Raw genomic sequence first — 22,954 nt, 5'->3', positions numbered from 1 at the left:
AATAAATTATTTCTCACAAATTTAACCAATTATTTTTTTAATATTAAAATTTTTAATAGTAACTTTAATGTATATATAAAAATAATTTATTTTTAATATGAAATACTTATTTGCAATAGTTGTTTTCAACTTAATATCCTGCGCAAGTGATTCCGATTCTGATCTATACAACAGTATTTTAAAAGACGACATCACTTACACCGCAGATGTCAAACCGATTATTACTGAAAATTGCATTATGTGTCATTCCCAGCCCCCACAAAATGGCGCTCCGATATCTTTAACAACTTATGAGCAAGTAAAATATGCCGTTGAAGAAAGAGGATTAATAAGCCGAATATCGAGCAATGACGCAGGGTTTTGGATGCCGTTTGGCGGAAACAGATTGCCACAAAATAAAATTGATTTAATCACCGAATGGAGCACAACCGGTTTAACAGAATAATATCGTGTACCATGAAACCATTACTACTTTTACTGCTGGGAGTTACACTGACTTTACCGTCATTTTCCCAAACCAAAAAATCCACTAAAACCGGCGAAATTTATTTTGAAGCCTCGGTTCCATCGTTTGAAGAAGTTGCCGCCCGAAACAAGAGCACAACCGCCATTCTGAACACCGAAACTGGTGAAATTGCCGCACTTACTCTAATCAAAGGATTTCGGTTTAAAATCGCTTTAATGGAAGAGCATTTCAACGAAAACTACATGGAGAGCAGCGAATATCCAAAAGCTACTTTTAAGGGAAGAGTGAGCAACTTCAACCTTAGTGAACTCGATGCCAATTTCAAAGATTTCATCATCAAAGGAAGTTTACAAATTCACGGAAAAACTAAAGAAATGAATATTCCGGCCAAATTAAAGAAAACAGCCGAAGGGATTATTCTGAATTCCAATTTCAGTGTCAACTCCGAAGATTTCGATATCCGAATACCGAGAGTAGTCAGTAATAAAGTTGCCAAAAAAGTGAACATTACTATGGACTTTCTACTAAAATAAACCCATAAAAAAAGCCTTCAAAAAGAAGGCTTTTTATTTATCAAAAATACTTATCTGCTCAAGTACATTTTTCTTCTGGAATACAATTCATAGAACTGATCATCTTTCAAATCGTCAATAAACAAAATGCTTTCTCCCGTCGATTTCATCTCTGGCCCCAAGGCTTTGTTCACGTTTTTAAACTTACTGAAAGAGAATACCGGTTGCTTAATCGCATAACCTTTTAATTGTGGATTAAATTTGAAATCCGTCACTTTATTGTGTCCTAACATCACTTTCGTTGCATAATTCACATAAGGCTCACCGTATGCTTTTGCAATAAACGGAACCGTACGAGAAGCTCTCGGATTCGCCTCAATGATGTAAACCGTGTCGTCTTTAATCGCAAACTGAATATTGATCAATCCAACAGTTTTTAAAGCTTTTGCAATTTTATACGTGTGATCTTTAATCTGCTGCATTACAAATTCTCCGATATTGAACGGTGGTAAAGTTGCATTACTATCTCCGGAGTGAATTCCGCATGGTTCAATATGTTCCATGATTCCGATGATGTAAACGTTTCCATCTGCATCACAAATCGCATCTGCTTCCGCTTCAATCGCACCATCCAAATAATGATCTAACAACAATTTGTTATTCGGAATGTGTTTTAAGATTTCGATTACGTGCTCTTCTAACTCTTGTTTATTGATGACGATTTTCATCCCCTGTCCACCCAACACATACGAAGGACGAACCAACAATGGAAAATCTAAAGTATCAGCTAATTTAGAAGCTTCTTCTGCATTTTCGGCTACACCAAATTTCGGGAACGGAATGTTTAATTCAGTCAATAATTCTGAGAAACGTCCACGGTCTTCGGCTAAATCCAAAGCATCGAAACTGGTTCCTAAAATCTTGATTCCGTATTTGTTTAATTTTTCAGCCAATTTAAGCGCGGTCTGACCTCCCAACTGAACGATTACACCTTCTGGTTTTTCGTGTTGAATAATGTCGTAAATATGTTCCCAGAACACCGGCTCGAAATATAGTTTGTCTGCCGTATCGAAGTCAGTTGAAACCGTTTCTGGGTTACAGTTAATCATGATGGTTTCGTAACCACATTCTGAAGCTGCTAAAACCCCGTGAACACACGAATAATCAAACTCAATTCCTTGTCCTATTCGGTTAGGTCCAGAACCTAAAACCACTACTTTTTTCTTGTCCGAAACGATACTTTCATTATCTACATAACGAGTTCCGTCTGCTTTTTGAATTTCCGCTTCAAACGTTGAATAATAGTAAGGTGTTTGCGCTTTAAACTCGGCAGCACACGTATCTACTAATTTATACACACGTTTCACCCCCATTTCATCACGCAATTTATGCACCTGACTTTCCAAACAGCCCAACATGTGCGCAATCTGGCGGTCTCCGTATCCTTTTTGTTTGGCTTCTAAAAGTAAATCTTTCGGAAGTGTGTCAATTTTATAGTTGGAAATTTCTTTCTCTAAAGCGTATAATTCTTCGTATTGCTTTAAGAACCACATATCAATTTTAGTGATTTCGTGGATTCTTGACAACGGAATTCCCATCGCAATCGCATCGTAAATTACGAAAACGCGATCCCAACTGGCATACGTTAATTTTTCAATGATTTGATCGTAATTCTTATATCCTTTCCCGTCAGCTCCTAATCCATTTCTCTTAATTTCAAGAGATTGTGTTGCTTTATGTAAGGCTTCTTGGAACGAACGTCCGATTCCCATTACTTCACCTACAGATTTCATCTGCAAGCCTAAAGTTCTGTCGGCACCTTCAAATTTATCAAAGTTCCAACGAGGGATTTTTACGATTACATAATCCAAAGTTGGTTCGAACAAAGCCGAAGTGGATTTGGTAATCTGATTTTGCAATTCGTCAAGTGTATATCCTAACGCTAATTTGGTAGCAATTTTTGCAATCGGATACCCTGTTGCTTTTGATGCTAAGGCTGATGAACGCGATACACGCGGGTTGATTTCAATTGCTACGATATCTTCTTTTTCATCTGGTGAAACCGCAAACTGTACGTTACAACCTCCGGCAAAGTTCCCGATACTGCGCATCATCAAAATCGCCATGTCACGCATTCTTTGGAACGTTCTGTCTGAAAGTGTCATCGCTGGCGCAACGGTAATACTATCTCCGGTATGAATTCCCATCGGATCCATATTTTCAATCGTACAGATGATGACAACGTTATCGTTTTTATCGCGCAATAATTCTAATTCGTATTCTTTCCAGCCTAAAAGTGCTTTATCAATCAACACTTCGTGAATTGGAGACGCTTCTAAACCACGAGTCAATAAATCGTCAAAATCTTCTTTCTTGTGCACGAAAGCTGCTCCGGTTCCTCCTAAAGTGAACGAAGGACGAATTACTAACGGAAACCCAAATTCCTGAGCGATTTCCTTCCCTTTTAAGAAAGAATTAGCTGTTTTTGCTGGCGCTACCGGAATTTCGATTCTCGCCAACAATTGCTTGAACTGCTCACGATCTTCAGTTACATTAATAGCGTTAACATCTACTCCGATTAATCTAACTCCGAAATCCTGCCAAATTCCTTTTTCATCAGCTTCCAAACACAAATTCAAAGCAGTTTGTCCTCCCATAGTCGGTAAAACAGCATCAATTTGCGGATGTGCTTTAAGAATTTCGATGATGGATTTTGTCGTAAGTGGCTTTAAATAGATATGATCCGCCATTGAAGGATCGGTCATAATCGTCGCAGGATTCGAGTTGATTAAGATAACTTCGATTCCTTCTTCACGCAGCGAACGTGCCGACTGTGATCCTGAATAATCAAACTCACAAGCTTGTCCGATTACGATAGGTCCTGAACCAATAATTAAAACCGATTTGATTGAAGTGTCTTTAGGCATTGTGTTGTGTTGTTGTATGTTGGGTGAAAATTTATCAAAAAGATACAAAAAAAGCGTTACCGAAAAAAGGTAACGCTCTATTTATGATTGAAAAATCATTATTTTTTGTGTCTAGGTTCGCATGAAACCGTTAACTTATGTCTTCCTTTAGCTCTTCTACGTGCCAACACTTTTCTTCCGTTAGCAGTAGCCATTCTGTCCATGAAACCGTGTTTGTTTCTTCTTTTTCTTTTCGATGGTTGAAACGTTCTCTTACTCATTGCTATTATCTTTAAATCGTGATTTTAAATTATCTCCAGCTTTGAAATATGTCGCTTCAAAACCGAGTGCAAATATACAAAGACTTTTATTTCTGACAAGTCCTTTTTTAAAAATATTTTACTTTTTCTTAATCTTCATTACAAAAGCCCGACAAAGATACATTTTTCTATCGGATTGTTTCCTAAAAACAAATTTGACTACTCGTTTCAAATCACTACATTTGCAATCCAAAACGAAATAGTATGTTCCACAGAAATATCAAATTAATCCTTGCAGGAATTATCATCGCCTTAGGAATATGGCAGTTTACAGAAAACAATATCGGAAACGGAATCTTCTTATTGTTGTTTTCCACAATTTTCATCTTCTTATATTTTAAAAACGAATTCATTCTTTTAGCTTTCCTACAATTAAGAAAGCAAAACATGGAAGGTGCCGAAAAATGGCTTTCTCACATCAAAAATCCGGAAGCGGCATTGGTAAGAAAACAACAAGGTTATTTCAACTATTTACACGGAATTTTAAATTCACAAACCAATTTATCTGCAGCTGAAAAATATTTCAAAAAAGCAGTAGAATTAGGCTTGAACATGGATCAGGATTTAGCTTTAGCCAAATTACAGTTAGCAGGAATCGCCATGACCAAAAGAAGAAAAGTGGAAGCCACCAACTTATTGAACGAAGCGAAAAAGCTAGACAAACAAAACATGCTGAAAGACCAAATCAAAATGATGAAGGATCAGTTAAAAAAAATATAACTCAACAAAAAAGGCTGCAATTGCAGCCTTTTTTATTTTCCCAAAATCATCTTTCCGGCAATCAGTAATAATACGACACCAAAGATTTTCTTTAACATTCTTTGGTCGATACTAATAGCTAATTTACTTCCGAAATAACCGCCAACCACGAAAAATATCGCGATTATTGCAGCGAATTTCCAATCGATAAATCCTTCTTTGTAATAATTGTAAACCGCCACAGCAGTAACCGGAACCACCAAAACTGCGAGGCTCGTTCCTTGTGCCTGATGTTGCGAAAACCCCAACAGCAACAATAAAGGAACCATTACAATTCCACCACCAATTCCGACCAAACCGCTTAGCATTCCAGCCAATAAGCCAATCAGAATCAGCATTAGCAATGTTGATAACTCCATATCTTTCATTATTTAGAATATCCTTGTAACGGAATTTGAATCGTATACGTTTTATTCGGCTGAACCACTAACTTTTTATCGCGCAACCAAGGATTGTGAATTTTTAAAATCTTATAATTAATTCCTTGTTCTTTAGCAAACTGCGCCAAATTATCAATATTAGAAGTCACTTCAACTTTTTTAGTTGGAAGCAACGGATACATTACCGATGGCGGCATCTGATAACCATATTTTTCCTGATTTTGCATAATTTCTTTCAGCGCCAGAATACGGAATACATAACGATACGTTTCATCCGTTAGTAACATATCGTAATAATCATTGACTTGCTGTTCATCGAGCATGCGCATGATTCCGTTTAAACCACCGTTGTAGGACGCTGCAGCTAAAGTCCAGTTTCCGGATTTTTCTTTGGCTTTCAACAAATATTTACAGGCGGTTTCCGTTGATTTTTCCAAATCATATCGCTCATCTACATTATCGTTTACTTCCATCCCCATTTCTTTTGCAGTAGCCGGCATAAACTGCCAAACTCCTTTTGCTCCGGAAGGCGAAGTCGCGTTAATCAAACCGCTTTCGATTACGGCTAAATATTTGAAATCATCAGGAATCCCGTGTTTCTTCAAAATCGGTTCAATTATCGGGAAAGCACGATTGGCACGCTTAATTACCAATTCTGTAGTGGCGTGCAAATTTTTGTTCACGGTCAATTCTCTGTCTAACCTTTCGCTCACATCAGCTAAATGTAGCGGCACTGGTTCTCCACAAAAATCCATCGCTTGAGGCAAAGTCGTATGCACATACGGATGCACCGTTTTCACACTTGTTGTGGCATAAATAAACAATCCGCTTACAACTATAACTGAGGCAATTGCCACTGTTCTCTTAATCACTTTCATACTTTCTCTTTTTTATTCTTTAATTAATTTCGGCAAATTTTCGTTCATCCATTTGTATTTAAACAAAATCATGGCATGCGTTCCACCTTTTACAACAATACTGTTTTTGATGTTTTTTATCGGAAACACATCATCTTTATCCCCATGAATATGAATCACATTGTCATCAATACTGTTTCTGTCCCAAATCAAAACGTGTTCTATCGCCCAATCTAAATATTTTTTATCATTAACCGACAAATACATTTTGTACAAAGTCAGTCTTTCTTTTGCTTTTTCACCAACGGCATACTTCAAAAGTTTTTCAACATCTGATAATAAACTGGTTGGAACCAATTTGTAAGCTTTTGTTTTCTCGGCCAATTTGAGACGCAACGGAAATTCCTGCTTGCATTTCACACTCGAAATGATAATCGTTTTTCGAACCGCAATTAATTTCGTCATTTCCTGAACCAAAATTCCTCCAAAAGAAACGCCGATTAACACTGGATTTTCATGTTTAATTTCAAGCGTCATTCGTTTTGCGTAATGTTCCAGGCTTTCATTTTTCTCAGGCAAAAACCATTCCAGTAAATGAATTTCAAACTCATTCTCCGGAAGACTGATATGCTCAAAAATTTTAGGACTTGCCGCCAAACCCGGCATAAGATACACTGGAATTTTCTCCATTTGGAACGCAACTTTAATGTAAAAACGAAATTTTCATAAAAATAGCATTTTTAAAGCGACTTTCCATCCCAATCGGATAATTTTCAAAACCTTTTCCAAATCGCGATTTTTTCAATCCTTTGATATTGATTTTCAAATGAGTACCTTTGTAGAATATTTTCCACACAACTAAATTCACATCAATGACAATTAAAAACAATGAATTTTCAAGACAGTTTGAAACGACAGTTGACGGTCAGTTGCTTACTATTGAATATTCTTTTCAGGAAAAGAAAATTTTTCTGACCAAAGTAAATGTACCCGAACAATTTGACGATTCGGAAACTACGGCAGATTTTCTGAAACAAATTCTGGAAATCGCCGAAGAAAAAAAATGGCGAGTTGTACCCATTCATCCGAAGGTGGCAGCTTTCTTTCGAAAAAATCCTACTTACAAAGAACTACTTCCTCCGGGAATAAAAATCTAAAAAATTAAAGTCGCTCCTTAAAGCGACTTTTTTATTACTGAAAAAGGTGTACATTTAGCACATGAGCGAAGAAGAATTCTACACCGACATTATCCATTTTTTTGAAGAAATCGACAAATATTACGGCAGTCAAACCGACATTACCGAAGGAATTTGTACTTCATCCGGTGATTTCTCAGCAGATCATTCTACCTGGAATTTATTTGAATTTGATTTAATTCGTTCTGCCTATCGCAATACTGGCGATCGTTTCATGCTGGAAGGAAAAGGTATGTATTATGAAATTTCCGCGCAATCCATCATTACTTTTACCCAAACCGGACGCCATAAATTTGAATTTGTGGAGCGTTTAGGAGAAAGTGTGTACCGAATTACCAAATTGAGATTTCATTATAAATACTAATGAAGACAAAAGAAAAAAGATATTAGAAAATAGATAAAAGAAAAAAGAGCATAGACTAAACACCTATACTCTTTTTCTATTTTCAAAGCACTATTTTCTATATTCTTTAATCTTTCATCTACACTTCGACGTTTACAAACTCCATACGAACAGCTCCGTCTTCGTCAATTCTTGTTAAATTGATTTCATGTAAGGTATTAACCAATTCCGGATTCCAAGGCGTTTTTACTTTGACGTAATTTTCGGTAAACCCGTGAATGTAGCCTTCTTTGTTTTCACTTTCAAACAACACAGTTCGAGAAGTTCCGATTTGACTTTCGTAGAACGCACGACGCTTTTTAACGGATAAACCGCGTAACATTTTACTGCGTTTAGCACGCACATTTCCTGGCACAACACCTTCCATTGCTGCAGCTTCGGTATTGTCACGTTCCGAATAGGTAAAAACGTGTAAATACGAAATATCCAAATCGTTTAAGAAATGATAGGTTTCCAAGAAATGCTCATCGGTTTCTCCCGGAAATCCGACAATTACATCCACTCCGATACAGGCATGCGGCATCACTTCACGAATTTTGGCTACTCGCTCTGAATACAATTCACGTAAATAACGACGTTTCATTTTTTTCAAAATATCGTTGCTTCCAGATTGTAGCGGAATATGGAAATGCGGCACAAAAGTTCGGCTTTGTGATACAAATTCTATAGTTTCGTTTTTTAACAGATTCGGTTCAATGGACGAAATACGCAAACGTTCGATTCCTTCTACTTCATCCAAAGCCTGCACCAACTCAAAGAAAGTATGTTCGTGTTTTTTATTTCCGAATTCCCCTTTTCCGTAATCTCCGATGTTTACACCAGTCAAAACGATTTCTTTAATACCTTGTTGTGAAATTTCTTTAGCGTTTTTCATCACATTTTCCATCGTATCGCTACGGGAAATTCCGCGCGCTAGTGGAATCGTACAATAAGTACATTTGTAATCGCAACCGTCCTGAACTTTTAGAAAAGCACGGGTTCTGTCGCCTATGGAATAACTTCCAACATAAAAATCAGCATCCTCAATTTCGCAGGAATGTACTTCGCCCATATCATTTTTGGACAAATCGTTTATGTAATCTGTGATTTTGAATTTTTCTGTCGCACCTAAAACCAAGTCAACACCTTCAACATCGGCTAATTCCTCCGGTTTCAGCTGCGCGTAACAACCTACTGCCGCAACGAACGCTTTGTCGTTGAGCTTCATGGCTTTTTTTACGATTTGCTTGAATTGTTTGTCGGCGTTTTCGGTTACCGAACAAGTGTTGATGACGTAAATATCGGCGACTTCTTCAAAATCAACTCTGTCGAAACCTTCGTCCTGAAAACTTCTGGCAATGGTTGATGTTTCTGAAAAATTCAACTTGCATCCCAAAGTGTAGAATGCGACTTTCTTTTTGTTTTCCATAGCATTTCTCAAGTAATGAAATCGTTGTCAAAAATTGAGGGTGCAAAGGTAGCTAGAAAATTTGAAACAAAAAAAGCCACAACGAAATTGCAGCTTTTATAATTTATTGATTATCAGTAAGAATTATTCTTTTCTGAATTTTTTAGTTTCTTCAAAAACGTGTTCTAAAATTCGAGCATCTTCATCCGTAAACTCAACATGACGGCGCGACATTACTATTTTAGCAGTTTGAAACGCTTTATTGGTCATGTACGTCGTAAATCCGGATGCACCGCCCCAAGAAAAACTCGGTACAAAATTGCGCGGAAATCCGCTTCCGAAAATATTAGTTGAAACACCAACCACAGTTCCGGTATTGAACATCGTATTGATACCACATTTACTGTGATCACCCATCATTAATCCGCAGAATTGCAATCCGGTGCGAGCAAATCCTTCGGTTTCATAACTCCACAATTTTACTTCTTCGTAATTGTTCTTCAGATTGGAATTATTACTATCGGCACCAATATTGCACCATTCGCCTAAAACCGAATTTCCTAAAAAACCATCGTGTCCTTTATTAGAATATCCAAATAAAACCGAGTTATTTACTTCTCCACCAATTCTGGAATGTGGTCCAACTGTTGTCGCTCCGTAAACTTTTGTCGCCAATTTCACCTGCGCTTCTTCACACAAAGCGAACGGTCCACGAATTACGGAACCTTCCATGATTTCAGAATTTTTTCCGATATAAATTGGTCCGGTTGATGCGTTTAAGGTTACAAATTCCAGTTTTGCTCCTTCTTCGATAAAGATATTTTCTGGTGCGATGACATTTACACTTTTTGGAATGGGTTGTGAAAAACGGCCTTCGGTAATCAAATCAAAATCTTCACGGATGGCTATGTCGTTTTTAGCAAAAATATCCCAAGTATTTTCGATTCGGATAAATTCTTCGTCGTAATCGATTAGTTCGTATTCATCAAAATCTACTCCGTCTTGCGTATCGTTCGTGTAAAAGGCAATAATTTCTTCACCGGCGATTATCGCTTGATTTTTCTCCAGATTCAAAACCATTTCCACCAAAATTTCATTGGGCAAAAACGAAGCGTTAATCATGATGTTTTCCTCCATTTCTACCATTGGAAATTTTTCCATCAGGTATTCTTCGGTTAATGTTGTGGTCGTATAACCTAGAAATTTTTCCCATTTTTCGCGGATGGTTAAAATTCCAACACGAATATCGGCTACAGGTCGCGTAAAGGTAAACGGAAGTAAAGCGTTGCGAACAGTTCCGTCAAAAAGTATATAGTTCATTTGATTTAGTTGCTGAGTTACTGAGTCGCTAAGTTACAAAGTTTTCTGTCAGTCTTTAAAAATTTCCCGCTATATATAACACTTTTTATATAAGAATATCGTAATTATCGTAAATATGGATATTGCACATAAAAACCCTATAAACATCTGACCTGTTGGCATCACCTGAACTACTTCCCCATTATCAAGCAATCTTGTGTTCGGAAAAAAGAAAATACAAGCCCTGGTGACATATTCACAGACATAACGGGAAACCAACAACGCTAAGACAATCCCTATACTAAACTTAACGGTTTTCATCCTAAAGCTTTCAAATCATCAAACACAAATATAAAAAAAAGCCTCCCAAATCTGGAAGGCTTCTGTATTCTGTAAAAACAGCTATTATTTGCTGAATTTCGCGTATTTGTTTTTGAATTTATCAATACGTCCTGCTGTATCGATAAGTTTCGATTTACCTGTATAGAAAGGGTGAGATGTTCTTGAAATCTCCATTTTGTATACTGGATACTCAACACCGTCAACAGTGATGGTTTCTTTAGTTTCTACTGTAGATTTAGTAATGAATACATCTTCGTTAGACATATCTTTGAAAGCTACTAATCTGTAATTTTCCGGGTGAATTCCTTGTTTCATGGTAAATCGTTTTTTTATTAATGGTTACAACCGCTCTGATGCTTTTATTTGCTAAAAGGTATAAACGAACTGTAACTTTTTTGTTTATAATCTTTTTATTTCAGGCTGCAAATTTACAACTATATTTTAATTTTCAAATAATTGTGTAACTTTTTTTAAGTCGCGGCAACTAACCTGTGATACAAGAGAATTGTTATATTTGTAAATTAATTCATTTTAAAATCTATGGAAAACAAAATTACACCTGCGAAAAACGCGATGTCATTCGGCGTTACTTTTGGAATTATTTTAGTTTTAGAATTTGTATTAATGTATGTTTTAAACATCGATCCTAGTGAAAACGCTTGGGCTGGAGTGGTTATGAACATCCTTAATTACTTAATATTACCTTTTGCCTTGATTTATATTGCAGCAAATAAATTTAAAAATGAATTGAACGACGGATTTCTTTCGTTGTCTCAAGCCCTTAAAACAGGAGTTTCCATTACGGTTATTGCAGCACTAATTTACGGTGTTTTTTATATCATTTTTGATATGATTTTCCCAGAATTTAAAGATGAATTGTTGGAGAAAATTCAGCGAGTAACTTTAAAACAAAACCCTCAATTAACTGCAGAACAACTGCAAATGTCAATGAAATTTGTAAAAATATTCATGAACCCATATATCGCTGCACCTTTCACTGTAGTTATGTATGCGGTAATCGGACTTATTCATTCGTTAATTGTTGGTGTGATTCTTAAAAAAGACAAACCGGTTTTCGAATAGTCATCAAAATAAATTAATTCATTTCTAAACTTAAGGATGAACCTTTCCATTATAATTCCTTTACTGAACGAGCAAGATTCTTTGCCCGAATTGCATTCCTGGCTTGTAAAAGTCATGACAGCGAACAATTATTCTTATGAAGTTATTTTCATAGACGATGGTTCTACCGACAATTCCTGGCAGATTATTGAGCAATTGTCCGTTAAAGATTCCAATGTAAAAGGCATTCGATTTTTTAGAAATTACGGAAAATCCCAAGCTTTGCACGCCGGTTTTGCCAAAGCACAAGGCGATGTTGTGATTACCATGGATGCTGATTTACAGGATTCACCCGATGAAATTCCGGAATTGTTCAGCATGATTACCAATGGCAATTACGACTTGGTTTCCGGTTGGAAGAAAAAGCGTTACGATTCTGTGGTGGCTAAAAATCTTCCGTCTAAATTATTTAATTGGGCTGCACGAAAGACATCCGGCGTAAAACTGAATGATTTCAACTGCGGCTTGAAAGCTTACAAAAACATCGTAGTTAAAAACGTGGAAGTTTCAGGCGAAATGCACCGTTACATTCCGGTTTTGGCTAAAAATGCAGGTTTTGGAAACATTGGCGAGAAAGTGGTCATTCATCAGGCGAGAAAATACGGTTCGTCCAAATTCGGCATGAGTCGTTTTATTAATGGCTTTTTAGATCTGATTACAATTTGGTTTCTGTCCAAATTCGGAAAACGACCAATGCATTTATTCGGTGCGTTAGGAGTTATCATGTTTTTGATTGGTTTCTTATCGGCTGGCTATATCGGTGTAATGAAACTCTATAAAATATACAGCCATGAAACGGCTATTTTAGTAACCAACAATCCGTGGTTTTATATTGCCCTAACTACTATGATCATCGGAACACAACTCTTTCTTGCCGGCTTTTTAGGCGAGATAATTTTACGAACGAAAAACAATGAAGAACGCTACAAAATCTCCAAGGAAATAAACTTGTAATTTTGTAAATGACTTAAATTATTCAGAAGAGCAATGCATATTGAACAAGCCATTTTAGATCAGGTAAACATTTGGTTAACCCCAACTTTTGATAACGAAACCCACGAAGCGATTCGTGAGATGATGACTTCCGCTCCTAAAGAACTGGAAGACAGTTTTTATAAGAATTTAGAATTCGGAACCGGAGGAATGCGCGGTGTAATGGGCGTTGGCACCAACCGAATCAACAAATACACCTTAGGAAGAAATACTCAGGGACTTTCCAATTATTTGAAGAAATGTTTCCCGAATGAGGAAATCAAAGTAGCGATTGCCTACGATTGCCGCCACAACAGTAATACTTTAGCCAAAGTGGTTGCCGATGTTTTTTCAGCTAACGGCATTAAAGTCTATTTGTTTTCAGACATGCGACCTACGCCGGAATTATCCTTTGCGGTTCGTCATTTGAGCTGTCATACCGGAATCGTTTTAACCGCTTCCCACAATCCACCGGAATACAACGGATACAAAGTATATTGGCAGGATGGCGGACAAATCGTTCCACCTCAAGACGGCGAAATTATTACTGAAATTGAAAGTTTGGAATATGCCGATGTCAACTTCAACGCTAATGAAAATCTGATTGAATATATCGATACGGCTTTAGATGAAGCTTTTCGCGATTCTACCATTGAGAATGCGAGTTTCAACACGTCTAAATCGGCTAAGGAAAATTTAAAAATCGTTTATACCTCACTACACGGAACTTCGATTAAAGCGATTCCGGGTGTTTTGGAAAAAGCGGGTTATTCTGATGTAAATATTGTACAAGAACAAGCCGAACCCGACGGAAATTTCCCAACGGTAAAATCGCCAAATCCGGAAGAGCCGGAAGCGTTGACCATGGCGATGGAATTGGCAGATAAAATCAATGCGGATATTGTTGTCGGAACCGATCCCGATTCAGACCGATTAGGCGTTGCCGTTCGCGATACGAACGGACAAATCATTTTACTAAACGGAAATCAGACGATGGTTGTCATGACACATTTTCTGCTTCAGCAATGGCAAAAGGCCGGAAAACTGACTGGTACGGAATTTGTCGGATCAACAATTGTTTCCACACCGATGATGCTCGAATTAGCTTCAGCTTACGAGGTGGAATGCAAAGTAGGTTTGACCGGTTTTAAATGGATTGCGAAGTTCATCAAAGATTTCCCCAATCAGAAATTTATTGGTGGCGGTGAAGAGAGTTTCGGTTTTATGGTAGGTGACGCTGTTCGCGATAAAGATGCGATTGCGGCTATTTTATTGGTTTGCGAAATTGCAGCTCAGGCGAAAGAAAAAGGAAGTTCTTTATATCAGGAATTGTTACAGATGTATGTTGATTTCGGATTTTACAAAGAACATCTGATTTCTATCACCAAAAAAGGAATGGACGGCGCGAACGAAATCAAACAGATGATGATTGATTTGCGTGAAAATCCATTAAAAGAAATTAACGGACAACGCGTGGTTTGCATTGAAGATTACCAAACTTCCAAAGGAAAAGATTTGATGAATGGGGAAGATTTCAACATTGCCATTCCAAAATCGAACGTTTTGATTTACTATTTGGAAGACGGTAGTAAAATCTGTGCAAGACCAAGCGGTACTGAACCGAAAATCAAATTCTATTTCAGTGTAAACTGTGAAATTGAATCAACAAAAGATATTCCGGAAGCAGATGCTTTTCTGGATACCAAAATCAAAAACATTATTGCTGAAATGCAATTGAACTAATGGATAAAAATTTAATCAAAATAATCCCTTTTGCCCTTCGATATAAATTTCATATCGTTTGGAACGTTGTGTACAATATCCTGTTTGCACTATTCAGTACGCTTTCTTTCATTGCATTAATTCCAATGATGCAGGTTTTGTTTGATGATGCTGAAAAAGTAACCGAAAAACCGGTTTATAAAGGAATTTGGGATATCACAAAATTTGGAAAGGATTATTTGTATTATCATATCACCCAACTCACGGAAACTCGTGGAGCTCAATATGCTTTATTACTGGTCGTAGCACTTATTATCATCACCTTTTTACTTAAAAATCTTTTTAATTACTTGGCCTCTTATCACCTTTTACATATTAAAAACGGGGTATTAAGTGATTTGCGAAAAGAAATGTATGATCAAATCATCAAACTTCCGGTTTCATATTACTCTGAAAAAAGAAAAGGAGATGTAATGGCTCGGATTTTGGGTGATGTAAATGAAGTACAAAATTCATTTTTCTCGATTTTAGAATTGATAATTAAAGAACCTCTGACAATTATTTTCACAATCATTGCTATGTTCAATATCAGTGCAAAACTTACCATTTTCGTTTTTATCTTCATCCCTGTCTCAGGATTCATTATTTCTCAAATTGGAAAAAGTCTTAAATCAAAATCCACAAGAGTTCAAAAAGAAAAGGGTTACTTAATTTCAATTGTTGAAGAAAGTTTAAGTGGTTTAAAAGTTGTAAAGAGTTACAATTCTGAAAATAAATTCAAAAGTCTTTTTGATGCTTCAGATGCACGCTTGCTAAGATTAAACAACAGCATAGGTAATAAAAATAATCTTGCTTCACCACTAAGTGAGTTTTTAGGGATTATTACAATAGCCATATTACTTTGGTATGGTGGTAATCTTGTACTCCTTGAAAAAACTTTAAACGGCGCGGTATTTCTAACCTATATGGGATTAGCCTACAACATTTTAACACCTGCCAAAACCATTTCTAAGGCATCTTATCAAGTAAAAAACGGATTAGCTGCTGCCGAACGAGTTTTTGAAATTTTAGAAGTTGAAAATACAATTACTGACAAACCTGACGCCATTGTAAAAGAGCATTTTACAGATAAAATATCGCTTGAAAACATCAATTTCAGATACGAAGATGAAAATGTGCTGAAAAATTTCTCATTAGAAATACCGAAAGGAAAAACTGTTGCTTTGGTAGGGCAATCCGGTAGTGGAAAAAGTACCATCGCTAATTTACTTACCCGCTTTTACGATGTTCAGGAAGGCAGTGTAAAAGTAGACGATATCGACATCAAAGATATGAGCATGCATTCCCTTCGCGGATTGATGGGATTAGTCACTCAGGACAGCATTCTTTTTAATGACACTATAAAAAACAACATCCTTTTAGGGAAAGAAAATGCAACCGATGATGAGATCATTAAAGCCTTAAAAATTGCCAATGCATACGAATTTGTAAAAGATTTACCGGAAGGCATCAATACCAACATTGGTGATTCTGGAAACAAATTATCCGGTGGTCAGAAACAACGTTTATCCATTGCGCGGGCTGTTCTTAAAAACCCTCCGATTATGGTTTTAGATGAAGCTACATCGGCTTTGGACACAGAAAGCGAACGTTTGGTACAACAGGCTTTGGAAAAAATGATGGAAAACAGAACATCCATCGTAATTGCCCACCGTTTATCGACAATTCAAAAAGCGGACAAAATTGTAGTAATGCAAAAAGGTCAGATTGTTGAGCAAGGGACTCACGACGAATTATTAGCCCAAAATGGTATGTACTCAAAATTGGTAGCGATGCAATCTTTTGAATAAATGTTTGTAAACAATCCGAATATCAAACTTCCTGAAGACCCGAACACTATCGTTTGGAAATACATGGATTTGTCAAAGTTTTTAGACATTCTGATATCCGGAAAGATGTTCATGTCGCGTTCCGATAAATTTGAAGATCAATACGAAGGAACCTTCAGCGAACCTACTTTTGAAGAAATCAAAAAAATATCCGAAAACAACCCAAAGTTTCTCGATTATTACAAATCACATCGTGAAAATGTGGTCATAAGCAGTTGGCACACTAATGAATATGAAAGTTTTGCCATGTGGCAGATTTTTACCAAAAACAACGAGGGTTTAGCCATTCAGTCGACCATTGGCCGTTTAAAAGAAGCTTTGAACGCCGAGCGCAGTTTTGAGCAATACATCGGCGAAGTGAATTACATCGACTACAAAAAAGAACACATTCCGTTTGACGACGCCTTCTTCCCTTTCCTGTTCAAACGAAAAAGTTTTCAGTATGAAAATGAAATCCGAATCATTTCAGACGTTTCAGCCAATAAAATAGCCATCGATAACGGTTTGAAAATCGATGTGGATATCAATAAATTAATTGAAAAAATCTACATTCACCCGAAAAGTGAAAACTGGTACAAGAAACTGGTTATTGAAGTCGTTTCCAAATTAGGGTTCAACTTTTCTGTAGAAAAATCAGACTTGGAAAGTGATATTTTAATTTAGTACTAAACTATATCGGTTTGTACTCTTCCGTTTTCCAGTTTTTATCCAACAAGTTCACAAAATAGTAGTGCACATTGTCACTTTTATCAAAAGCACCATTTTTGTTATTGTCTTCAATGGTTCTGAAATACAGACGATTTTGAGCATCAACAATATTCCAGTCAATTAGCTCTTGCAATTCTGCGGACAATTTCACAAATCCGGTTCCGTCGAAATTACTGATGTACAATGATTTGATATCGTTCGAATCGACTTTACTGTCTTTATTCGTGTCTGAATCGACCAAAGCATACACCAAAATCTGCTTTTTGGTTTTTTCAGCAATCGTATTCAAAAAAGTAGCCGTTTGAATCTGAATTACTTTATCGGTAAGCGGTCGAATCGCAGTCGAATCAACATGCTGAAATTTCAAATTTTCAAAATAACCGGTCAGTTCAAAACGATTGTAATTCGACAAAGCATAACTCACCGAATTTGTTTTACTGGTTCCGTAACTGCTTCGTTCCGCCGAAACACGAACATCTCCGATGGCATAAAGTAGGTATTTTGTTCCTTCCATATGAACCGGCAAATCGGCAATTTTAATTTGAGAAGAATCTCTTTTTACTTCATTTTGAGCAGCAGATTTTGAGGGATCATAGCTTACTTTCGGTTTTGGTTCTTCTTCTTTACAGCCGACAAAAGCCAATAAAGTAAACAATATTGCAAGTCTTGACAATTTCTTCATAACTGACACGATTAGTCTTTCAAATATAAAACTTTTAATACGAATTACAATCGCACATTCAACTTCACGTTAAACGTTCGGGTAGTCATATAGTTCGGAATTCCGTATTGGCTTTTGGTGTATACATCGCGCACCCATGTATTGGTAATCGCATTCTGGTTGTTGAACAGATTGTAAATTTCCAAACCGATGGCAAATTCTTTAAAATGTTTCAGCCAATTTCTATTCGAAGTTAAGGTTGCATCTTTGAAAACATACGAAAAACCAGCATCGGCACGACGGTAATCATTCAAACGCAATTGGTATTGATACGGATCGGCATACGAAGGCGAACCACCAGGAAGCCCTGTGTTATATACCAAATTCAGATACATTTTTAAATTGGGTATTGTTGGCATATAATCTTGAAACAATAACCCGAATTTCAATCTTTGATCAGTTGGACGAGCGATATAGCCTCTGTCATTCTGATTTTCTTCCGTTTGAAGATAACCGAAACTCAACCACGATTCTGTTCCAGGCACAAACTCCCCATTCAAACGAAAATCAGCTCCATAAACATAAGCCACAGCGTCATTATTAGCGCGATAGCGAATTCGGACATTATCAATCGTATAAGTATTCACATCGGTTAAATTCTTATAATAGGCTTCCGAAATTAATTTGAAAGGTCTGTCCCAAAGTTTAAAACTATAATCGTTGCTCAAAACCACGTGAATCGATTGTTGCGCTTTCACATTCGGTTGCACTACCCCATCATAATCTCGCAATTCCCTATAGAAAGGCGGCTGATGATACAATCCTCCGGACAATCGGAACACCATGTCTTTTTCCCAATTTGGTTTGATAGCAAATTGTGCACGCGGACTGAAAACGATTTGACTTTTCCCTTCGGTTGACGCTCCGGAAACCTGCCATTGGTGGAATCGTGCTCCAGCATTCACCCAAATTTGATTATTTCCTAAACTGCCGCGATAGTTCCATTGTCCATAACCCGAAAAGCGGTTGATTTTAATGAAATTTGTAGCACGAACATTCTTATAAGGTGATAGCGGTCCGTAATATGGATTATAGGGTTGATCATTTGGTATATCGATAACAGGATTGGGCAATGAGAATCCGGCAGAATCAACAACTTCCCATTCCACTAAACGGTCGCGAATGTCTTCTCTGGTGTATTTGAATCCCCATTCCAATTGAGTGTTTTTCTTAGGAATATCATGAAAACCTTTTACTTCAGCGTTGACAATTAAAGCGTCTAAATTATTTCGAGCGTGCGTAAGCTGTGAGCCCACACCTCTTGAAAAAACCACATCTCCAAACGTATCTGAACCGATGTTGGTATCAATCTCTCCCAATCGGTACTGTGCTAAAATATCGAAATACTCTTGCTCTTGTGTATGATACGTTGAACCGATAAATTTTAATTTGAAATTTTCATTTGCCTGATATACCGATTTAATCGCTCCGAAAAGCGTTAAATATTCATCTTTTTCCTGTCCGTCGTAAAAAATCTGAAGTGCAATCGGATCGCTTACTGTTCCGAAGTTGGTCTGACGCGACAAAGGTTCGTAATGGTATTTGTTCTGCGAAACGTTTCCTAGAAAACTCCATTGCCATTTGGTTGAAGCATCGAAAGTTAGCTGTGTCTGAATATCCGCAAACGATGGTCTGAAATTCGATTCGGTTTCCTGACTGTTTACCAATAAACTATTGTTGCGATAACGAACTCCGGTGATATTCGTCCATTTCTGATTTTTAGAAACTAAATCTACGGTAGCGCTTCCGCCAAGCAAACTTGCATCTAAAGCAGCTTGAAATTTTGTTGGTCGTCTGTAAGTGATATCTAAAACTGAGGATAATTTATCGCCATATTTCGACTGAAATCCTCCAGCCGAAAAATCAACATTGGAAACCATTTCCGTATTGGTAAAACTCAATCCTTCCTGCTGTCCGGAACGAATTAAAAACGGACGATAGACTTCAATTTCATTGACATACACTAAATTTTCGTCGTAATTCCCACCACGAACTGCATATTGCGTACTCAATTCGTTGTTAGAATAAACGCCAGGTAAGGTTTTCAGAATATTTTCTACTCCGGCATTGGCTCCGGGAATTGTTCGGATGACTTGTGGTTCAATCGTTGTGATGCCTTCCACTCTTTTTCTTCCGGTACTGCTAACGATAACTTCCCCGATTTGTTCCGAATTCGGATTCAAAACCACATTTAATTCATAATCTTCATTAGGCTTCAATTCGAGTGTAACCGAAGATTTTTTATATCCAACATGCGTAATTTCAATGGTCACCTTCTTTTCCGAAGGAATAGTAATCAGGAAAAATCCGTTGGCGTTGGACGTTACGGTTTCCGAATCGGCTTTGATGGTTGCATTTTCAATTGGTTTTTGCGACTCGTCTAACAAGATTCCTTTAACGCGTGCTTTTTGAGCAAACAAGGCACTAGTGAACAACAGACAAACTATGAAAAATACTTTATATGCGGATTTCAAACGATCTTAAGTTTTAGTTTTAAAAAAATGTGTCTCAAAGATAGTAGAATTTCCCATTTTATCAGAAACAACCACTTTTAATTCGTTCTTTTTATCATCAAAAACCGCATCGCTGAAAAAATGCACCAGTCTTTTGGTTTTATAATCGTAATCCATTAAAATCCATTTACCGTTTAAATAGGCGTTGTATTCCTTAATTCCGGAAAAATCATCACTGATATGAATGCTGATGGAATCTTTTTCATCTAAATTATCACCTTCTGTAAAATTCGGTCGGTAAATTTTAGGAGCAATCGTATCAATCGCTATGAAAAATTCTCCTAAATCTTTAGTTCTCGCAGAAAACAGGTTATCTTTTTTATACGTTGTAAAAAATTCTTTTTTAGCTCCGTCTTTTCTTGATATAAACGCTTTTTCCTTATTCAGTCCTGTCATATTGCTCACATCGAAAGTCACTGTAATATTTTTATGCACGGGAACTGTTTCATCGTGCAGGTAAAGCACATTGTCTTTCACCTCAAAATTCAGGTAAAAGTCGTCGTAAAAAGCATTCTCAGGAATAAAAACCGAGATGTTGTCTTTTGTATAACTGTTATCATTCTTTGCTTTAACAAAGTAGGGCGTTGTCACCAATTTATTCGTTGATGTCGGCAAAGCATCGGAATATTGAATCGGAACATTAATCATTCGTTTATTTCCGTGAAAATCAGAGATTTCAATACGATAATTGAAGGTTTGATTGGGCAAAACCCTAATCTGTCCGTCTTTCAGATTCTTGCTGATTAACGAAAATGGATATTTCTTCTTAAAAAACAAGCGCTGAACCGTTTGACGAAGCGTTTTATATCTGTGATAATCAATAAAATTGTTCACATAGCGAGTTTCATCAAAGGCGAAGCGGTCAAATTCATATCCGTAAAGTTTAGAGCCGTTTAAAAAGGTTTCTGCTTTGTGGATGCCGTTCCAATTATAGTTTTTATCGGATTGGTCATAAGTATTTACAGCAAAAGCGATATTTCCTTTGGCGGATATTTTTTCTGCGAGATAACTTCCATCATGTTGCAACGACAAACCAACCGGAATTGGTCTTTGGGTTTTATTTACAACCGAACTGTCTCCGATTGCATAAACCACCAACTCATTGATAATCGGAGTTTTGCTGTCAGGCATTAAAATATCGAAACCGAAATACATCGGATTGATAATTTCTTCTGTTTTAGAATCCCGAATTTCAAAGTGGAGATGCGGTCCGCCAGAACTTCCTGAGTTTCCTGATAACGCGATGGTTTCTCCTTTAGTAACTTTCAGCTCACCAGCCATCGGAAACAATTCAACTTCATAACTTTTTTGAGCATATTGTTTTCTGCGTATATAATCACCGATTGCACCTTCAAAACGCTTTAAATGGGCGTAAACAGACGTATAACCATTCGGATGCGTAATGTAAATGGCTTTTCCGTAACCGCCTTCTGAAATTTTTATACGGGAAACAAACCCATCAGCAGCAGCAAAAACAGGCAAACCTTCACGCTGATTCGTTTTTAAATCCAAACCGGAATGAAAATGATTCCCGCGAAGCTCCCCAAAAGAACCGGAAGCATACAACGGAATATTCAAGGGCGATTGAAAATAATCTTTAGGATAATTTTGATTTTGACCAAAACAAAAGGCTGATAATAAGGAAAATAAAACAAGGCGTATCATAAAATGGTAATTTTACGCGAAATTATAAAAAAAATCTTATAAATTTCAAAACATCGGATTACTACTATAACTAATTACATCACAATTTATTACAGCATACAATATACCAATTTTTAAAATTTAAAAGAAAAAATTGTTATTTTTCAAATGGAATACTAACTTTGTGAAATCATGAATTGTAGTATTCGCTAATGAAAGGATTAAATGAAATCATTGATTCTCTAGAAGTTAAGTTTCAAAAACTAAGCCAAAAACTGGATAGTTTAGAAGCTACGAACAGAGATTTAAAGATGGAAATGGAAAAATCCGCCGCTGTAATTGCAAAACAATCGGAAGAAATCGAAGTTTTGAAAAAACAAAGCGAATCGTTGCGAATGGCCAATTCATTATTAGGCAGTGACGAAAATAAACGAGAAACAAAGCTCAAAATAAATTCATTAATTCGCGAAATTGATTATTGTATAGCACAACTTTCGGACTAAACCATGAACGGCAAGCTTAAAATCAAAATATCAATTGCAGACCGAGTATATCCTCTAACGGTGGATTTTTCACAAGAAGAAGGATTACGAACTGCTTCCAAAAAAATTGATAGCATGATTAAGCAATTTGAAGAAAGTTACGCAGTACGGGACAAACAAGACGTTTTGGCCATGTGTGCTTTACAATTCGCCTCGCAGCTGGAACAGAAGCAAATCGACAAATCGGAAGATTTTGAAAGTGCTTTTCAGCGTTTGACCACAATTGATGAAAAATTGAACACAATACTCGCTAAATAACAACGTTCTTTACATAAATCAAGATACTGCCTACAT

General features: G+C 36.8%; 23 protein-coding genes. 12 read left to right on the top strand and 11 right to left on the bottom strand.

Going from position 1 to position 22,954, the window contains the following annotated elements; all coding sequences use genetic code 11:
- The first annotated feature begins 97 nt into the window (after positions 1 to 97).
- Positions 98 to 445 (top strand): hypothetical protein, encoded by a 348-nt coding sequence (locus RUH60_RS02060; RefSeq protein WP_313804676.1) that lies wholly within the window; start codon positions 98 to 100, stop codon positions 443 to 445.
- 11 nt (positions 446 to 456) lie between these two features.
- Positions 457 to 999, top strand: a complete 543-nt coding sequence (locus tag RUH60_RS02055; protein WP_313804673.1) for a YceI family protein — start codon at positions 457 to 459, stop codon at positions 997 to 999.
- Between the two features lie 50 nt (positions 1,000 to 1,049).
- Here RUH60_RS02055 and carB read toward each other — a convergent pair whose 3' ends face one another.
- Positions 1,050 to 3,905 carry a carbamoyl-phosphate synthase large subunit gene (gene carB, locus RUH60_RS02050; RefSeq protein ID WP_313804670.1) on the bottom strand — a complete coding sequence of 952 codons (2,856 nt, stop codon included), beginning with the start codon at positions 3,903 to 3,905 and terminating at the stop codon, positions 1,050 to 1,052.
- A gap of 98 nt (positions 3,906 to 4,003) precedes the next feature.
- Positions 4,004 to 4,165: a 50S ribosomal protein L34 gene (gene rpmH / locus RUH60_RS02045; RefSeq protein ID WP_026710894.1), complete on the bottom strand. Its 162-nt coding sequence runs from the start codon at positions 4,163 to 4,165 to the stop codon at positions 4,004 to 4,006.
- Between the two features lie 243 nt (positions 4,166 to 4,408).
- On the opposite strand from rpmH, the gene RUH60_RS02040 reads away from it, so the two are divergent.
- Positions 4,409 to 4,924 carry a DUF2892 domain-containing protein gene (locus RUH60_RS02040; RefSeq protein WP_313804658.1) on the top strand — a complete coding sequence of 172 codons (516 nt, stop codon included), beginning with the start codon at positions 4,409 to 4,411 and terminating at the stop codon, positions 4,922 to 4,924.
- A gap of 32 nt (positions 4,925 to 4,956) precedes the next feature.
- Here the strand turns inward: RUH60_RS02040 and RUH60_RS02035 are convergent, their stop codons facing one another.
- Genes RUH60_RS02035 through RUH60_RS02025 form a run of 3 tightly spaced genes read right to left on the bottom strand, consistent with a single transcriptional unit; the run spans position 4,957 to position 6,890 of the window.
- On the bottom strand, positions 4,957 to 5,322 hold the full coding sequence (locus RUH60_RS02035; RefSeq protein WP_313804688.1) for a sulfite exporter TauE/SafE family protein: 366 nt from the start codon (positions 5,320 to 5,322) through the stop codon (positions 4,957 to 4,959).
- 8 nt (positions 5,323 to 5,330) lie between these two features.
- Positions 5,331 to 6,221: a lytic transglycosylase domain-containing protein gene (locus RUH60_RS02030; RefSeq protein WP_313804655.1), complete on the bottom strand. Its 891-nt coding sequence runs from the start codon at positions 6,219 to 6,221 to the stop codon at positions 5,331 to 5,333.
- A gap of 12 nt (positions 6,222 to 6,233) precedes the next feature.
- Positions 6,234 to 6,890, bottom strand: a complete 657-nt coding sequence (locus tag RUH60_RS02025) for an alpha/beta hydrolase (protein ID WP_313804652.1) — start codon at positions 6,888 to 6,890, stop codon at positions 6,234 to 6,236.
- 182 nt (positions 6,891 to 7,072) lie between these two features.
- Here RUH60_RS02025 and RUH60_RS02020 point away from each other — a divergent pair, with 182 nt between their 5' ends.
- Positions 7,073 to 7,357, top strand: coding sequence for an N-acetyltransferase (locus RUH60_RS02020; RefSeq protein WP_313804649.1), 285 nt, complete (start codon positions 7,073 to 7,075; stop codon positions 7,355 to 7,357).
- Between the two features lie 61 nt (positions 7,358 to 7,418).
- Positions 7,419 to 7,760: a hypothetical protein gene (locus tag RUH60_RS02015; RefSeq protein WP_313804646.1), complete on the top strand. Its 342-nt coding sequence runs from the start codon at positions 7,419 to 7,421 to the stop codon at positions 7,758 to 7,760.
- A 118-nt stretch (positions 7,761 to 7,878) separates the two neighbouring features.
- On the opposite strand, the gene mtaB is transcribed toward RUH60_RS02015, so the two are convergent.
- From mtaB to RUH60_RS02000, 3 genes are all read right to left on the bottom strand, one after another.
- Entirely contained in the window at positions 7,879 to 9,207 is a 1,329-nt protein-coding gene (gene mtaB, locus RUH60_RS02010) for a tRNA (N(6)-L-threonylcarbamoyladenosine(37)-C(2))-methylthiotransferase MtaB (RefSeq protein WP_313804643.1), read from the bottom strand.
- A gap of 123 nt (positions 9,208 to 9,330) precedes the next feature.
- A complete protein-coding gene (locus RUH60_RS02005; RefSeq protein WP_313804640.1) occupies positions 9,331 to 10,506 on the bottom strand; it encodes a GlmU family protein in 1,176 nt (391 codons plus the stop codon).
- Positions 10,507 to 10,890: 384 nt separating this feature from the next.
- Positions 10,891 to 11,142, bottom strand: a complete 252-nt coding sequence (locus RUH60_RS02000; RefSeq protein ID WP_313804637.1) for a type B 50S ribosomal protein L31 — start codon at positions 11,140 to 11,142, stop codon at positions 10,891 to 10,893.
- A 225-nt stretch (positions 11,143 to 11,367) separates the two neighbouring features.
- Here RUH60_RS02000 and RUH60_RS01995 point away from each other — a divergent pair, with 225 nt between their 5' ends.
- The 5 genes from RUH60_RS01995 to RUH60_RS01975 are packed head-to-tail and all read left to right on the top strand — an operon-like array spanning position 11,368 to position 17,195.
- Positions 11,368 to 11,910, top strand: coding sequence for a DUF4199 domain-containing protein (locus RUH60_RS01995; RefSeq protein ID WP_313804634.1), 543 nt, complete (start codon positions 11,368 to 11,370; stop codon positions 11,908 to 11,910).
- Positions 11,911 to 11,946: 36 nt separating this feature from the next.
- Positions 11,947 to 12,903 (top strand): glycosyltransferase family 2 protein, encoded by a 957-nt coding sequence (locus tag RUH60_RS01990; RefSeq protein WP_313804632.1) that lies wholly within the window; start codon positions 11,947 to 11,949, stop codon positions 12,901 to 12,903.
- 33 nt (positions 12,904 to 12,936) lie between these two features.
- Complete coding sequence (locus RUH60_RS01985) at positions 12,937 to 14,664, top strand: phospho-sugar mutase (protein WP_313804629.1); 1,728 nt, start codon at positions 12,937 to 12,939, stop codon at positions 14,662 to 14,664.
- The gene (locus tag RUH60_RS01980) at positions 14,664 to 16,493 is read left to right on the top strand and encodes an ABC transporter ATP-binding protein (protein ID WP_313804626.1); all 1,830 of its coding nucleotides are present in this window, start codon (positions 14,664 to 14,666) and stop codon (positions 16,491 to 16,493) included. The genes RUH60_RS01985 and RUH60_RS01980 overlap by 1 nt, the downstream gene beginning before the upstream one ends.
- Positions 16,494 to 17,195: a hypothetical protein gene (locus RUH60_RS01975; protein WP_313804623.1), complete on the top strand. Its 702-nt coding sequence runs from the start codon at positions 16,494 to 16,496 to the stop codon at positions 17,193 to 17,195.
- 7 nt (positions 17,196 to 17,202) lie between these two features.
- Here the strand turns inward: RUH60_RS01975 and RUH60_RS01970 are convergent, their stop codons facing one another.
- Genes RUH60_RS01970 through RUH60_RS01960 form a run of 3 tightly spaced genes read right to left on the bottom strand, consistent with a single transcriptional unit; the run spans position 17,203 to position 22,139 of the window.
- Positions 17,203 to 17,922: a hypothetical protein gene (locus RUH60_RS01970; RefSeq protein ID WP_313804620.1), complete on the bottom strand. Its 720-nt coding sequence runs from the start codon at positions 17,920 to 17,922 to the stop codon at positions 17,203 to 17,205.
- A 44-nt stretch (positions 17,923 to 17,966) separates the two neighbouring features.
- Positions 17,967 to 20,435, bottom strand: a complete 2,469-nt coding sequence (locus RUH60_RS01965) for a carboxypeptidase-like regulatory domain-containing protein (protein ID WP_313804617.1) — start codon at positions 20,433 to 20,435, stop codon at positions 17,967 to 17,969.
- 6 nt (positions 20,436 to 20,441) lie between these two features.
- Entirely contained in the window at positions 20,442 to 22,139 is a 1,698-nt protein-coding gene (locus RUH60_RS01960; protein WP_313804614.1) for a M23 family metallopeptidase, read from the bottom strand.
- A gap of 191 nt (positions 22,140 to 22,330) precedes the next feature.
- Between RUH60_RS01960 and RUH60_RS01955 the strand changes: the two genes are divergently transcribed.
- Positions 22,331 to 22,621: a hypothetical protein gene (locus RUH60_RS01955; RefSeq protein WP_313804611.1), complete on the top strand. Its 291-nt coding sequence runs from the start codon at positions 22,331 to 22,333 to the stop codon at positions 22,619 to 22,621.
- Positions 22,622 to 22,624: 3 nt separating this feature from the next.
- Entirely contained in the window at positions 22,625 to 22,918 is a 294-nt protein-coding gene (locus RUH60_RS01950; protein ID WP_313804608.1) for a cell division protein ZapA, read from the top strand.
- Positions 22,919 to 22,954: the final 36 nt, after the last annotated feature.

Source organism: Flavobacterium sp., assembly GCF_032153895.1.
Lineage (GTDB): Bacteria > Bacteroidota > Bacteroidia > Flavobacteriales > Flavobacteriaceae > Flavobacterium.
The sequence above is the reverse complement of the archived record's forward strand: the minus strand, read 5'-3'. Positions and strand labels throughout refer to the sequence as shown.